The organism is Lysobacter sp. GQ73 (assembly GCF_059758755.1).
In genome coordinates this window covers 243,977-257,431 of the sequence record NZ_JCAXEE010000006.1, presented here as the reverse complement: position 1 = coordinate 257,431, position 13,455 = coordinate 243,977, and the positions used below count along the sequence as shown (strand labels likewise).

The 13,455-nt window shown below is 69.9% G+C and carries 11 protein-coding genes; 1 reads left to right on the top strand and 10 read right to left on the bottom strand.

The window, feature by feature from the left end:
- Positions 1–35: 35 nt before the first annotated feature.
- The 5 genes from mutL to AC6CH2_RS17715 form a co-directional block, all read right to left on the bottom strand.
- Complete coding sequence (gene mutL / locus AC6CH2_RS17735) at positions 36–1,913, bottom strand: DNA mismatch repair endonuclease MutL (RefSeq protein ID WP_498270336.1); 1,878 nt, start codon at positions 1,911–1,913, stop codon at positions 36–38.
- A gap of 145 nt (positions 1,914–2,058) precedes the next feature.
- On the bottom strand, positions 2,059–2,307 hold the full coding sequence (locus AC6CH2_RS17730) for a hypothetical protein (RefSeq protein WP_498270335.1): 249 nt from the start codon (positions 2,305–2,307) through the stop codon (positions 2,059–2,061).
- A 117-nt stretch (positions 2,308–2,424) separates the two neighbouring features.
- The gene (locus AC6CH2_RS17725) at positions 2,425–4,257 is read right to left on the bottom strand and encodes an N-acetylmuramoyl-L-alanine amidase (protein ID WP_498270334.1); all 1,833 of its coding nucleotides are present in this window, start codon (positions 4,255–4,257) and stop codon (positions 2,425–2,427) included.
- Positions 4,258–4,344: 87 nt separating this feature from the next.
- The gene (gene tsaE, locus AC6CH2_RS17720) at positions 4,345–4,848 is read right to left on the bottom strand and encodes a tRNA (adenosine(37)-N6)-threonylcarbamoyltransferase complex ATPase subunit type 1 TsaE (RefSeq protein ID WP_498270388.1); all 504 of its coding nucleotides are present in this window, start codon (positions 4,846–4,848) and stop codon (positions 4,345–4,347) included.
- An 81-nt stretch (positions 4,849–4,929) separates the two neighbouring features.
- On the bottom strand, positions 4,930–6,429 hold the full coding sequence (locus AC6CH2_RS17715; RefSeq protein ID WP_498270333.1) for an NAD(P)H-hydrate dehydratase: 1,500 nt from the start codon (positions 6,427–6,429) through the stop codon (positions 4,930–4,932).
- Between the two features lie 25 nt (positions 6,430–6,454).
- Here AC6CH2_RS17715 and queG point away from each other — a divergent pair, with 25 nt between their 5' ends.
- Complete coding sequence (queG, locus tag AC6CH2_RS17710) at positions 6,455–7,579, top strand: tRNA epoxyqueuosine(34) reductase QueG (RefSeq protein ID WP_498270332.1); 1,125 nt, start codon at positions 6,455–6,457, stop codon at positions 7,577–7,579.
- Between the two features lie 1,155 nt (positions 7,580–8,734).
- Here the strand turns inward: queG and pgi are convergent.
- From pgi to folK, 5 genes are all read right to left on the bottom strand, one after another.
- A complete protein-coding gene (pgi, locus tag AC6CH2_RS17705) occupies positions 8,735–10,246 on the bottom strand; it encodes a glucose-6-phosphate isomerase (protein ID WP_498270331.1) in 1,512 nt (503 codons plus the stop codon).
- A gap of 13 nt (positions 10,247–10,259) precedes the next feature.
- The gene (gene panD, locus AC6CH2_RS17700) at positions 10,260–10,640 is read right to left on the bottom strand and encodes an aspartate 1-decarboxylase (RefSeq protein ID WP_031373460.1); all 381 of its coding nucleotides are present in this window, start codon (positions 10,638–10,640) and stop codon (positions 10,260–10,262) included.
- A 146-nt stretch (positions 10,641–10,786) separates the two neighbouring features.
- Positions 10,787–11,722: a pantoate--beta-alanine ligase gene (panC, locus tag AC6CH2_RS17695; RefSeq protein ID WP_498270330.1), complete on the bottom strand. Its 936-nt coding sequence runs from the start codon at positions 11,720–11,722 to the stop codon at positions 10,787–10,789.
- A gap of 137 nt (positions 11,723–11,859) precedes the next feature.
- Positions 11,860–12,690 carry a 3-methyl-2-oxobutanoate hydroxymethyltransferase gene (gene panB, locus AC6CH2_RS17690; RefSeq protein ID WP_498270329.1) on the bottom strand — a complete coding sequence of 277 codons (831 nt, stop codon included), beginning with the start codon at positions 12,688–12,690 and terminating at the stop codon, positions 11,860–11,862.
- 152 nt (positions 12,691–12,842) lie between these two features.
- On the bottom strand, positions 12,843–13,370 hold the full coding sequence (folK, locus tag AC6CH2_RS17685) for a 2-amino-4-hydroxy-6-hydroxymethyldihydropteridine diphosphokinase (RefSeq protein ID WP_498270328.1): 528 nt from the start codon (positions 13,368–13,370) through the stop codon (positions 12,843–12,845).
- Positions 13,371–13,455 lie beyond the last annotated feature (85 nt).

Genomic DNA, 13,455 nt, shown 5'->3' with positions numbered 1-13,455 from the left:
CAAACCCAGGTGCAAAGTTGCGTGCAACGGTCATCTCAACGGCCTCGCAGGAACCAGCGGTCGATCTCGGGCAGGCTGAAGCGCGCCCAGGTGGGGCGGCCATGATTGCATTGACCGGAGCGTTCCGTAGCCTCCATCTCGCGCAACAAGGCATTCATTTCCGGCAAAGTGAGACGCCGGTTCGCGCGCACCGCGCCATGGCAGGCCATGGTCGAAAGCAATTCGTCGCGGGCCGCCGCGACCCGGCGCGACTCGCCGTGTTCGCGCAGGTCGGCGAGGACGTCGCGCAGCAAGGCCTCGACGTCGCCGTGGGCCAGCAAGGCCGGCACCGCGCGCAGGGTCAGCGACTGCGGGCCGCTGCGGGTGACTTCGAATCCGAGCGCGACCAGCGTCGCCTCCTCGCGCTCGGCGACTTCGGCCTCGCGCTCGGACACCGCCAGGGTCGCCGGCACCAGCAGGGGCTGGGTGCGCAGGCCTTCGCCGTCGTGGGCGGCCTTGAGTTTTTCGTAGCCGATGCGCTCGTGGGCGGCATGCATGTCGACCACGATCAAGCCTTCGGCGCTTTCGGCGAGCACGTAGATGCCATGCAACTGCGCGACCGCGTAGCCGAGCGGCGGCAAGGTCTCGTCCTCGCTGTGCGGCAGCGCGCCCGACGGCTGGCTCGCCCCGTTCGCCTCGCGCGGCGGCATCGCATAGGCGCTGCCGCTGCCTGCGCCGTAACCGCCGCCGGCATAGCCGCCGCCCGCGGAACCGCCACCGCCGTTGCCGTACAGAGCGGCGTAGCCGGCGCGGGTTTCCTGCACCTGCAGGCCGAGCGGCGCCTGCGGGCGCCAGGCATACATCGAGGAGCCGGCGGCACCGGCAGCGGCCGGTTCCGCACCCGCGGGCGCCTGTTGGGCCATGCCGGCGCGGGTTTCGGCCAGGGCATCGTTGAGGGTGCGATAGACGAAATCGTGGATCAGGCGCGCATCGCGGAACCGCACCTCGTGCTTGGCCGGGTGCACGTTGACGTCGACGCGGCGCGGGTCGAGTTCCAGGAACAGCACGTAGGCCGGCTGGCGGCCATGGAATAGCACGTCGGCGTAGGCCTGCTTGACCGCGTGAGCGATGCTGCGGTCGCGCACCGCGCGGCCGTTGACGTAGAGGTATTGCTGGTCGGCGCTGGCGCGGTTGTAGGACGGCTGGGCGATCCAGCCGTGCAGGCGCAGGTCGGCGCCGCTGTGTTCGACGCGCAGCGCGTTCCTGGCGAACTCCTCGCCGAGCGCCTCGCTGAGGCGGGTGTCCGACAGGCCCATGTCGACCAGGTCGCCCTCGCCTTTCCAGCGCCGGGTCGGCTTGCCGTTGTGCGAAACGCGCAGTTCGACGTCGGGACGGGCCAATGCGAGTTGGCGCAGCCACTCTTCGATATGGCCGAGTTCGGTGCGTTCGGCCTTGAGGAATTTGCGCCGCGCCGGCACGTTGAAGAACAGGTCGCGGACTTCGACCGTGGTGCCCTGCGGATGCGGCTTCGGCGCGATCTCGCCGACCCGCCCGCCGTCGACTTCGAGCATGGCGCCGCGGTCTTCGCCGATCCGGCGCGAGGACAGGGCGAAACGGCTGACCGAAGCGATCGAGGGCAAGGCTTCGCCGCGGAACCCCAGGGTGGTCACGCCTTCGAGATCGTCGAGCGAAGCGATCTTGCTGGTGGCATGGCGCGAGATCGCCAGCGGCAGTTCGTCCGGCGAAATGCCGGCGCCGTCGTCGCGAATCCGGATCAACCGCACGCCGCCCTCTTCCAGGTCGATGTCGACCCGGCGCGCACCGGCGTCGAGGGCGTTCTCGACCAGTTCCTTGACCACGGAGGCGGGGCGTTCGACCACTTCGCCGGCGGCGATCTGGTTGATCAGGGTGTCGGGCAGTTGGCGGATGCTCACAGGCGGCATTCGGTGCGCGGGCACCATCGGGGGACGGGGATCGATGATAGCCGCTGGGGGGCGGATGCCGCGATCCGGAGCTTGCGGTTCGAGCGGTTTCGCGGCTGGGCGCCTCGGCGGGGCTACGCCGGAAAGCCGCGGCGCGTCAGCGACGGCCGGTCGCGCTCAGCGCACCACGCAAGTCCTCGACGGTCACCGGCAGTTGTTCGAGAGTGAACGCGAGCGTCGCGTCGAGGCCGGCGAAGCTGCGCCGGACATAACGAAAGTACAGGTCGGTCGCGTCTTCGTAGCGTTCCAGATAGTCGTCCAGGCCCACGCGCAGGCTGCCGTCGAGCGGTTTCAGGAAGTACTCGCGCACCGCGGCCTCGCCCTCGTGCTGGTAGCGCAGGGTCAACCACAGGGCTCGGCCTTGCGCCAGCGCACGCTCGATCGCCTCGCGCAGCGCCGCTCCAGCGATGGCAGGCGCTCGGTCATCGAATCGCCGTTCAGGACTGCGCCTGCGGCAGGCCGTTCAGGGGCTGCCGCCGCCCCCGAACCCGCCCGGCGAAGGCAGTTGCGCCTCGGCGCGCGCCGCATACATCGTGCCCGGCGGCGGCTGGCGGGTGAAATAGGTGTTGACGCCGTCGAGCACCGCCCGCGCCAGCGCGCGCTGATGCGAGGGGTCGGTGAGGCGGCGCTCTTCTTCCGGATTGGAGATGAAGGCGGTCTCGACCAGCATCGCCGGCATGTCCGAGGTGCGCAGCACCGCGAAGTTCGCCCGCTCGATGTGCGGCTTGTGGTTGTGGCCGACCTGCTTGAGGCCGCTGAGCACGTGCCCGGCCGCGTCTTCGGAGGCCTTCATGTGGCCACTCTGGGTGAGATCGAGCAACACCGAGGTCAGGGTGTTGTCGGCCTGCTGCAGGCGCACGCCGCCGACCAGGTCGGAGGCGTTTTCCTTGTCGGCCAGCCAGCGCGCGCGCTGCGAGGACGCGCCTTTGAGCGACAGCACGTACACCGACGAGCCCTTGGCCGAACGGTTCTCGGCGGCGTCGGCGTGGATCGAGATGAACATGTCGGCCTTGGCCTGTCGCGCCAGCTGGGCGCGGCGCGGCAAGGGGATGAACACGTCGGTGTCGCGGGTCATGTAGGCCTTGAGGCCGGGCGTGGCGTTGATCTGGCGCGCCAGTTCGCGGCCGATCGCCAGGGTCACGTCTTTTTCGCGCTTGCCGGACTGGCCGATCGCGCCGGGGTCCTGGCCGCCGTGGCCGGGATCGATCGCGATCACCAGCGGGCGCATGCCGCGGCCGCGCATGACGTCCTTGAGGGTCTTGACCGCGCCGGCCGGCGGCGCGCTTTCCGGCATCGCGGCGGCCGGGGCCGGCGCCGCGGCGCCGGGCATCGGCGTCGGCACGCCGGTCGCGACGCGGGTCGGGACGCCGGTGGCGATACGGGTCGGCACGTCACGGGTCGGCACGCCGCTCGCGACCGAGGCCGGCATGGGTGCCTGCGCGGCTTGTTCGAACACCGCTTGGCGCGCGGCCTGCTGGGCCGCGAGCTGTTGGGCGTTGGCAGCCGGCGCCGCCGCTGTGTTGGCAGGCGGCGCAGGCGCCTGGCTGTCGGGCAGTTGCGCGACGGGAGCCTGAGCGCCCGGGACTTGCCGATTCTGAGCTTGCACGCTCAGGGGCTGCACGCTCGAAGCTTGCGGATTCGAAGCTTGCGGACTCGAAGCCTGCGGGCCGGAAGCCGGAGCGGCCTGCGACGCCGCTGCGGTGGGCGTCTGGGCCGAGGCCACCGTGGCCGGCGCCTGAGCATTGCGGGCGGCGAGTTCGGAAATCAACCGGCTGGTCGCGGCGGCGGACTCGGCCGAGGGATCGGCCTTGGCGGCCGGCGCTGCGGCGGTCGGTGCAGCGGCGGTCGGCGGCGGCGCGGGCGCGGCCGCGATGGCGGCCTTGGGTTCGACACCGTCGCCGGGCCATTCCAGGACCAGGCGCGGGCCCGAGCCGCTCTGCTCGATGCGCGGCTTGAGCGCGGCGACCGGCTGGGCGAGATCGAACACGATGCGGACCGTGCCCGGCTGCGGTGCGCCGGTGCGGACGGATTTGACGATGCCGGCCCCGGCCGGGAGCTTGACGCTCTTGCCGACGCTGGAAGCCGGCAGGTCGACGACGAGGCGATCCGGGCCCTTCAGGCTGAGGACTTTGTAATCGGCGCTCTGGTCGAGGACGACCTCGGCGCGCGTGCCGGTCGCCCCGGTGCGCAGCTCCAAGCCCTTGATTTCACTGGCATGCGCGAGGTTCCACGCCAGTGCCGCCAACAGCGCTATGCCGAGCAGGAATTTCTGGACGGTGGCGGCTTTGACTCGCATGGGCGTAAGTCAAGCACTGCGACACCACAAATGCAAGAACTTTTCCCTTTCAAATCCGGCACCTGGGGCCACTTCCTACGGGATCGTTCAGGAGTCGGCCGCAAACGCATAGCCGGCGGTCGCCGCGCTCAGGGCAGCCAGCCAGGCTTGCCCGGCGGCTGACACCGCATGGAGTTCGGCCGCACGCCCCTCGCCTTCGACCGCCAGTTCGACCCGCAGATCGGGCGCCGGCAGCCAGCCGCGGCCGCGCTCCGGCCACTCGATCAACCACAGCACTGCCTCGCCGCCGTCGAGGCCGAGGAACTCCAGTTCGCCCGCATCGCCGATCCGGTACAGATCGAGATGCCAGGCCTCGCCGCCCTCGGCCAGCGGGTAGCGTTCGACCAGGGTGTAGGTCGGGCTGCGGATCGCGCCCTCTACCCCGAGCGCACGCAGCAAGGCGCGCGCCAGGGTCGACTTGCCGGCGCCGAGGTCGCCGTGCAGATGCACGTGCAAGGCCTCTGCCCCGTGCGCGGGGCGCGCCCGCGCCAAGGCGGCGCCGAGCGCATCGGTGGCCTCGGCATCGCTCAGCTGCAGTTCGATCGTGTGCATGCTCATGTCGCCCAATTCTACGTATTGGCGCGCGCTGCGTATTGGTGCGATACGTATTGGCGCGATTCGTATCGGCGTGAGCTACGGATTGGCGCGGCGGCGCAACCACGGCATCAGGTCGCTGGGCAGCAGACCGCGTTCGCCGCCGTCGCGCGCGGCATCGTCGCCGGCCAGCGAATGCAGCAAGGCGCCGCAACCGGCGGCGTCGAAACCATCGAGACCTTGCGCGCGCAGCGCGGCGATTACGCCGCTGAGCACGTCGCCCATGCCGCCGACCGCCATGCCGGGATTGCCGGCGCCGATCACCCGCACGATGCGATCCGGTGCCGCGACCAGGGTGCCGGCGCCTTTGAGCACAACCACGCAGGCGTAACGCTCGACCAACGCGCGCACCGCAGCGAAGCGATCGGCCTGCACCGCGGCGGTGTCGCTGCCGAGCAAGCGCGCGGCCTCGCCCGGATGCGGCGTCAACACCGTATCCGCCGGCAACGCGCGCGGCGCGGCCGCAAGCAGGTTGAGTGCGTCGGCGTCTAAAAGCAGCGGTTTTCCGCTGTCCAACGCATATCGGTACAGTGCCCGGCCCCACGCCTGCTGGCCGAGCCCGGGGCCTATCGCGACCGCATCGGCGGCGTCGAATGCGGCGCGCGGGTCGTCGCCTTCGGCGATCGCGCGCGGCATCGCCTCGGGCAACCGCGCCAGCATCGGTGCGACATGCGCTTCGCGGGTGACCGCATCGAGCAGGCCGACGCCGCTGCGCAAGGCCGCCTGCGCGCACAGCAGCAGCGCTCCGCCGTGGCCGTGGTCGCCGCCGATGCACAGCACCCGGCCGTTGCGGCCCTTGTGACTGTCGCGCAGGCGCGGCGACAACCAACGCGGCAGATCCTCGGCGCGCAGCCAATGCGCGCTCGCCGGTACGCCATACAGTTCGCGCGGCAAACCGAGCGCGGCGACCGACAGCACGCCGACCCGATCGAGCGCGGCGCCGCTGCGCAGACCGCGCTTGGGGGCGATGAATTCGAGCGTGCGTTGCGCGCTCACCGCCGACGAATACGCGTGGCCGCGGTCGGCATCGACACCGCTCGGCACGTCGAGTGCGAGCACCGGCGCCGGATGCGCATTGATCGCATCGATCAAGGCCGAGGCGGCGTCATCGGGCGCGCGCGTCAGACCGATGCCGAACAACGCGTCGGCGATGACCTCGGCCTCGGGCAAGCCCCCGTCGAAGTCGATCGTGCGGCCGCCGGCCTGCGCATAGCCGGCCGCGGCCCGCTCCGCTAACGCGCCGCGCGGCGCATGTCCGGGCAGGCGCAGCACCGACACCTTGCGCCCGGCCTGCTGCGCGTGGGTCGCCAACACGTAACCGTCGCCGCCGTTATTGCCCGGGCCGCACACCACCAGCAGGCGCATCGCCTGCGGCCAATGGCCGAGCAGCTCGCGCCAGGCGGCTTCGCCGGCCCGCGCCATCAACGCATGAGCGTCGCCGAGCTCGGCCGCAGCCGCGGTTTCGATCGCGCGCAGCGCAGCGGCGTCGAACAGGCCCGTCGGCGGCATCGGCGATGAAGTTTCAGCGGTCGGCGACATGCGGCGATTCTATACTTGCCGGATCGTGAGCCAGCCCGACACCCGCCCCACTCCGCTTCCCGTGTCCGCCGACGCGCCGGGGACCGCGCCCGCGACCGCGCCCGATTACCCGGCGCTGGCCCTGCGCATCCGCGAAATCGCCCGCGAATTCGGCTTCCAGCGCTGCGGCATTTCCGGCATCGAGCTGGCCGAGGACGAGGCCTATCTGCTCGACTGGCTCGACCAGGGCCTGCACGGCTCGATGGACTGGATGGCGCGCCACGGCGGGCTGCGCGCGCGTCCCGGCGAACTGCTGCCGGGCACCTTGCGGGTGATCTCGGTCGGCCTGGACTACGGCCGCCGCGACGACGACGAGGCCTGGGTCACCCTGGCCGACGGCGAACGCGCCTACGTCGCGCGCTACGCCCTCGGCCGCGACTACCACAAGCTGATGCGCCAGCGGCTGCAGCGCCTGGCCGACCGCCTGGCCGAACTGGTCGGCCCGTTCGGCCATCGCGTGTTCGTCGATTCCGCGCCGGTGCTCGAACGCGCGCTGGCGCGCAACGCCGGGCTCGGCTGGATCGGCAAACACACCTGTTTGATCGACAAGGACGGGGGCTCCTGGTTCTTCCTCGGCGAGATCTACGTCGACCTGCCCTTGCCGATCGACCGTCCGGCGAGCGCCCACTGCGGCACCTGCACGCGTTGCATCGACATCTGCCCCACCCAGGCCATCGTCGCCCCGCACCGTCTCGATGCACGGCGCTGCATTTCCTACCTGACCATCGAACACGAAGGCCCGATTCCGGTCGAACTGCGCGCGCCGATCGGCAACCGCATCTTCGGCTGCGACGACTGCCAACTCGTCTGCCCCTGGAACAAGTTCGCCAAGCGCAACGACGAACCGGATTTTCGCGCCCGCAACGACCTCGACCGCGCCAGTTTGGCGCAGCTGTTCGCCTGGGACGAGGCCGAATTCCTGCGCCGCACCGAAGGCTCCGCGATCCGCCGCAGCGGCCACGAACGCTGGCTGCGCAACATCGCTGTCGCCCTAGGCAACGCCCCGCGTACCGACGAAGTGGTCGCCGCCCTGTACGCGCGTCGCGACCATCCCAGCGAGGTCGTGCGCGAGCATGTGGAGTGGGCGCTGGCGCGGCACGGGGTGTCGTAGTCTCGCGGCACGATGTTCTCTCGTGTCGTTACTGGAGCCTTGCAGGAGCGGCGTGAGTCGCGGCCACGGGACGCGCAGAAGCGCCAAAGCCGACGCCGCTCATCGAGGCCGCGACCCTTCGCCAAGGGCAGCAGCAGCGCAAGCCGCGACATCGCTGCGACGGTCTCGCGGCGTCTCTTTCAAGCAAGATCAAGATCAAGATCAAAATTAAGATCAAACCCAGAGCTTCCGCCACTAAAGCGGCGGGTTACTTTCTTTTGTCTAAAGCAACAAAAGAAAGGTAACCAAAGAAAAGTGCTTTCCTTTAATCAAAGGCCCGCGCGATCGATGCCGACGCAGGGATGCTCCAGACAGGCCATCCATGGCCTGCTTGCGCACGGCCCGCATCCCTGCGGGCCGCCCTCCGGGTCTGCTGTTGACCGGCAAAGCAGCAAAGCAGATCAAAATCTCGGCAACGGCAACGGCAACGGCAACGGCGCCGCGTACCGGCCACTGTAGGAGCGGCGTAAGCCGCGACCACGCAACCCCGCACCCGCGCCGGCGGCCGCAGATTCGCGGTCGCGGCTTGCGCCGCTCCTACCCCGGCGAAAGCGCGCCGCTTCGATGGGCGGCGTCGGCCTCGTTGGTTCTGCGCGTTCCGTGGTCGCGGCTTACGCCGCTCCTACAGGGGATGGCGTCGCCGCCCTCCGGTTCTGTTGTTTGGCTGTTGCTGTGCGTCGCCACGCACTCGCGAAGGCCAAAGAAGACCCGGAGGGCGGCGCGCAGGGATGCGCGCCGTTTTTCATCGGGACAGGGATGTCCCGTATGAAAAATCCCTGCGGAGGCAACGATCGTGCGGGCTGGTGATTCAAAAAAAAGCACTTTTCTTTGGTTACCTTTCTTTTGTTGCTTTAGACAAAAGAAAGTAACCCGCCGCTTTAGTGGCGGAAGCTTTGGGTTTGATCTTGATCTTTGATCATCGCTCGATGAACGACGCGTAGCGAGACCTTCGCAGCGATGTCGCGGCTTGCGCCGCTCCTGCCCTGCGACAGATCGACACTTCGATCGATGACGAAAGCGTTGCGGATTCTGCGCGTCCCGCGTCGCGGCTTACGCCCCTCCTACAGGACGCGCCGAAGGACGACGCGAGGAGACTCCTCGACCCGAACCCCAACCTCAGCCGCGCAGCTGCCGGATCAGTTCCCGCGTCACCGGGTCGTCGGCCTCGGCCTCGCCGGCCAGCGCCGGCAACAGCGTGCTGGCGACCTGCTTGCCGAGTTCCACGCCGAACTGGTCGAAGGCGTTGATGCCCCAGAACACCGACTGCAGGTAAACGCTGTGCTCGTACATCGCCAGCAAGGCGCCGAGCGAATGCGGGGTCAGCGCGTCGAGCAGGATCGTCGTGCTCGGGCGGCCACCGGCGTAGACGCGGTGCGGGTCGTCGCTGCCCTGGCCGTTGGCGAAGGCCTCGGTCTGGGCGAGCAGATTGGCCTGCAGCGCGCGATGGTTCTGCGCATACGGTGCGTCCGAACGGACCACGCCGATGAAGTCGGCCGGCACGATCGAGGTGCCCTGGTGCAGGGCCTGGAAAAAGCTGTGCTGGGTGTCGGTGCCGACGCCGCCCCACCACACCGGGACGGTGTCGCCGGCGACGGCCGAACCGTCCAGGCGCACCGACTTGCCCAGGCTTTCCATCACCAGCTGCTGCAGGTAATTCGACAGCAGCTTGAGACGGTCGTCGTAGGCGAGCACGGCCTGGGTCGCGTAGCCCAGGCCGTTGCGGTTCCAGATTGCGGTCAGCGCGTGCCAAGCGGCGAGGTTGTTCGGCAGTGGCGTGCGCAGCACGTGCGCGTCCATCTCGGCGGCGCCGTCGAGGAACCGCTCGAATGCGTCCATGCCGATCGCCAGCGCGATCGGCAGACCGACCGCCGACCACAGTGAATACCGGCCGCCCACCCAGTCCCACATCGGCAGGATGCGTTCGGTCGGGATATTGAAAGCGCCGGCGGCGCGCTCGAGATTGGCGCTGATCGCGTACAGGCGCGAGTCGTCGCCGAGCCAGTCGCGCAGGATGCCGCCGTTGAGCAGGGTCTCCTGGGTGCCGAAGGTCTTGGAGATCAACAGTGCGGCGGTGCGCTTGGGGTCGAGGCCGGCGAGCACGCGCTGGGCGGCGTGACCGTCGACGTTGGACAGGAAATGCACGCGGAAGCGGCCCGGCGCGGCGCCGGTCAGCGCGTCCACGGCCAGACGCGGGCCGAGATCGGAACCGCCGATGCCGACGCTGACGATATCGGTGACCTCGCTCGCGGCGAGCGCGTCGACCACCGCGCGCATGCGCTGGCGCGCTTCCAACGCCTGGGCGTGGGCGGCGCGCGCGGTGTCGCTCGAGGACAGATCGCTGCGCAGCGCGCTGTGCAGCGCCGGACGGCGTTCGGTGACGTTGACGATCTCGCCGTCGAACAGGGCGCGCAGGCGACCGGTGCTGTCGACGGCCTCGGCGGCGCGGAACAACCAGTCCAGCGCGGCGCGGTCGTAGCGCTGGCGGGCGAAGCTGGCGTAGACCGGCCCGACCTTGACGGCGAAGTCCGTCGCGCGGGCCGGATCGGCGGCGATGAGCGCCGGCAGCGGAGTTTGGGTGACGCGCCCGACTTCGGCGCGCAGCTCAGTCAGTCGGGCGTCATCGCTCATCTGTCGTCGGTTCTCAGGCGGCCTGCGCCGGCATCGAGGTGTTGGTATGGGTGAGTTGGTTGTTGCGGTCCACATAGACCAGGGTCGGCTTGTACTTCGCCGCCTCGGCCTCGTCGCAGATACCGTAGGCGCAGATGATGACCAGATCGCCGGGCTGGGCCTTGTGGGCCGCCGCGCCGTTGACCGAGATCACGCCGCTGCCCTCTTCCCCGCGGATGGCGTAGGTCGAGAAGCGGTGGCCGCTGTTGATGTTGTAGATGTGGACCTGTTCGTACTCGCGGATGCCCGAAATGTCGAGCAGGCGGCCATCGATGGCGCAGGAGCCTTCGTAGTGCAGCTCGGCGTGGGTCACGGTGGCGCGATGGATCTTGGCCTTGAGCAGGTTCAGTTGCATGTCGGTTACTCCGTCCGCAGACGCGCGGGCGCGAAAGGCCAGAAGTCTAGCAGCGCATGGCGCGCTGCAACATGGGTCGGGCGCGCGGCCGGCGGAACGGAGTATTCCCGTTCAGTGGCGCGGGTTTCGGGCATTCGCGCGCCTGTTCAGATTTCGAACTCGAGATTGTCGATGAGCCGGGTGCGGCCCAGCCGGGCGGCGATCAGGGCCACTCGGGCGCCGCTACCGCCCGCGCCAGCTTTACCCGCCCCGCCCTGCGCAGCCTTGCCTTCGCCAGCCTTGCCTTCGCCAGCCTTGCCTTCGCTAGCCTCGCCTTCGCCAGCCTCGGGCAGGCTCAGGTCGGGACGCCGGATCGCGGCGTAGTCGACTGCGAAGCCGGCTGCGCCCAGGCGCTCGATCGCGCCGGCCTCGACCGCTTCCCTCGCCAGGCCGGCCTGGCTGGCTTCGCGCATCCATTGCAGGCAGGCGTGGATGCCCGCCGCCTGCGGGCGCTCGGTTTCGGACAGGTACTGGTTGCGCGAACTCAGGGCCAGGCCGTCGGCCTCGCGGCGGGTGTCGGCGCCGACGATCTCGATCGGGAACGCGAGGTCGCGGACCAGGTAACGGATCACCGCGAGCTGTTGGTAGTCCTTGCGGCCGAACACGGCAATATCGGGGCGAACCTGGTTGAACAAGCGCGCGACCACGGTGGCGACGCCCTCGAAATGGCCGGGACGGTGCGCGCCTTCTAGGGTCTCGGTGACCTGCGGCACCCGCACCTGCACGGTGCGCTCGGCGCCGTAGGGGTACATGGTCTCGACCGACGGCAGCCACAGCAGATCGCAACCGGATGCGCGCAGGCCTTCGGCATCGGCCTCGGGCGTGCGCGGGTAGCGGCCGTAGTCTTCGTTCGGGCCGAACTGGGTCGGGTTGACGAACACGCTCGCGACCACCCGGTCGGCGCGTTCGCGCGCCAGGCCGATCAGCGAATAGTGGCCGGCGTGCAGGTTGCCCATGGTCGGCACGAAGGCGATGCGCTGCCCGGCCAGACGCCACGTTTCCAGGGTCGAACGCAGGGCGCTCAGTTGATCGACAGTCTGCATGCGGTACTCGGTAGGACGGCGCGGAGCGGGTCCGCGATGAAGGCTGAACACGAAGTCAGATCGGGGCGCGCGACGACGATTTCCAGCGTCGCGCCATTGCGAAGAACTGCCGGCGATGCCGGCGGCCCCAAGGCGGATCAATCGTAGGAATGCGCCGCGTCGGGGAAGGCGCCGCTGCGCACCGCGTCGGCGAAGCCCTGGAACGCGCCGGCGATCGAACCGCCTTCGGCGAGGAAATCCTTGACGAACTTGGGCCGGCGATGGCCCGAGTTGACCCCGAGCAGATCGTGCAGCACCAGCACCTGGCCGTCGCATTGCGGGCCGGCGCCGATGCCGACGGTGGGGATGGCGAGGTCGGCGGTGATCGCCGCGGCCAGCCCGGTCGGCACGCATTCGAGCACCAGCAGGGTGGCCCCGGCCTCGGCGACCGCGCGCGCATCGGCGCGCAGCTTCGCCGCGGCGGCGTCGTCGCGCCCCTGCAGCTTGTAACCGCCCAGGCGCAGCACCGATTGCGGGGTCAGGCCGAGGTGCGCGCACACCGGGATCTCGCGCTCGACCAGAAACCGGATCACCTCGAGCTTGTGGCCCGCGCCTTCCAGCTTGACCATCGCCGCGCCGGCCTGAAGCAGCCGGGTCGCCGCGTCGAGCGCGCGCTCGGGCGTGGCGTCGGACTGGAAGGGCAGGTCGGTGATCAACAGCGCCTTGGACAGGCCACGGGCGACACAGGCGGTGTGGTAGGCCATGTCGGCGGCGGTGACCGGCAAGGTGCTGTTCTGGCCTTGCACGACCATGCCGAGCGAATCGCCGACCAGGATCAGGTCGATGCCGACCGCGTCCATGGTGCGGGCAAAGCTGGCGTCGTAGGCGGTGAGCATGACCAGCTTGCGGCCGTCGCGCTTGGCGTCGGCGAGCATGGGCACGGTCCAGGCCTTGGCGGCCGGCTTGTCGGTGGGGGCCGATGTGTACATGTGTGGGTTCGTCCGGGCGGTGGCGCGCGGACGCCGCTGGGGAGAGCGCAATAACTTAACAGGTTGCGCCGGGACGCGACCGGCCGAGCTCGCAACGCTGCCGGCCCGCCACGGTACGGCAAGCCGGCCGCCTCATGCGCGCAGCGCGGCGGTCAATTGTCGACCGGATCGAGCCGGCGGATCGCGCCGGTATCGACGCCCTGCAAGGCCTCGCGCGCCGGGCCTCGCTGCGCGATTACCGCCTCCGGCGCGATTTCGAGCAAGGGCACCAGGGCGAACGCGCGCTCGTGCAGGTGCGGATGCGGCACGTGCAGGCCGGGTTCGTCGATCACCGCCTCGCCGTACAGCAGCAGGTCGAGGTCGAGGGTGCGCGGGCCCCAGCGGTCGCTGCCGTCGGCGCGGCGGGCGCGTCCGGCCTCGCGCTCGATCGCGAACATCGCCGCGAGCAGTTCCTGCGCGCTCAAGGCGGTTTCGAGCATGGCCACGGCGTTGATGAAATCGGGTTGTTCGGTGACGCCCCAGGCCGGCGTGCGGTAGAGGCTGGACAGGCGCAGCAGGCGGGTGTGCGGCGCGGCGCCGAGCGCGCGCGCGGCGCCGCGCAGGACTTCGGCGCTGTCGCCGAGGTTGCTGCCGAGGCCGACGAAAGCGAGCGTCGGCGAGGCGGATCCGGTCTGGGTCATGCTCAGGCCATCGCAGTTCGAGGTCGCCGGACGCCGCGCGACCGGGCGGTCTCGTCGGAACGTTGTCGTCGTAGCGTCGTCGGGC

Coding starts and splice junctions, on each gene's coding strand:
- AC6CH2_RS17725 (WP_498270334.1), bottom strand. CDS start 4,257: ATGCGAGTCAAAGCCGCCACCGTCCAGAAATTCCTGCTCGGCATAGCG.
- tsaE (WP_498270388.1), bottom strand. CDS start 4,848: ATGCACACGATCGAACTGCAGCTGAGCGATGCCGAGGCCACCGATGCG.
- AC6CH2_RS17715 (WP_498270333.1), bottom strand. CDS start 6,429: ATGTCGCCGACCGCTGAAACTTCATCGCCGATGCCGCCGACGGGCCTG.
- pgi (WP_498270331.1), bottom strand. CDS start 10,246: ATGAGCGATGACGCCCGACTGACTGAGCTGCGCGCCGAAGTCGGGCGC.
- panD (WP_031373460.1), bottom strand. CDS start 10,640: ATGCAACTGAACCTGCTCAAGGCCAAGATCCATCGCGCCACCGTGACC.
- panC (WP_498270330.1), bottom strand. CDS start 11,722: ATGCAGACTGTCGATCAACTGAGCGCCCTGCGTTCGACCCTGGAAACG.
- panB (WP_498270329.1), bottom strand. CDS start 12,690: ATGTACACATCGGCCCCCACCGACAAGCCGGCCGCCAAGGCCTGGACC.
- folK (WP_498270328.1), bottom strand. CDS start 13,370: ATGACCCAGACCGGATCCGCCTCGCCGACGCTCGCTTTCGTCGGCCTC.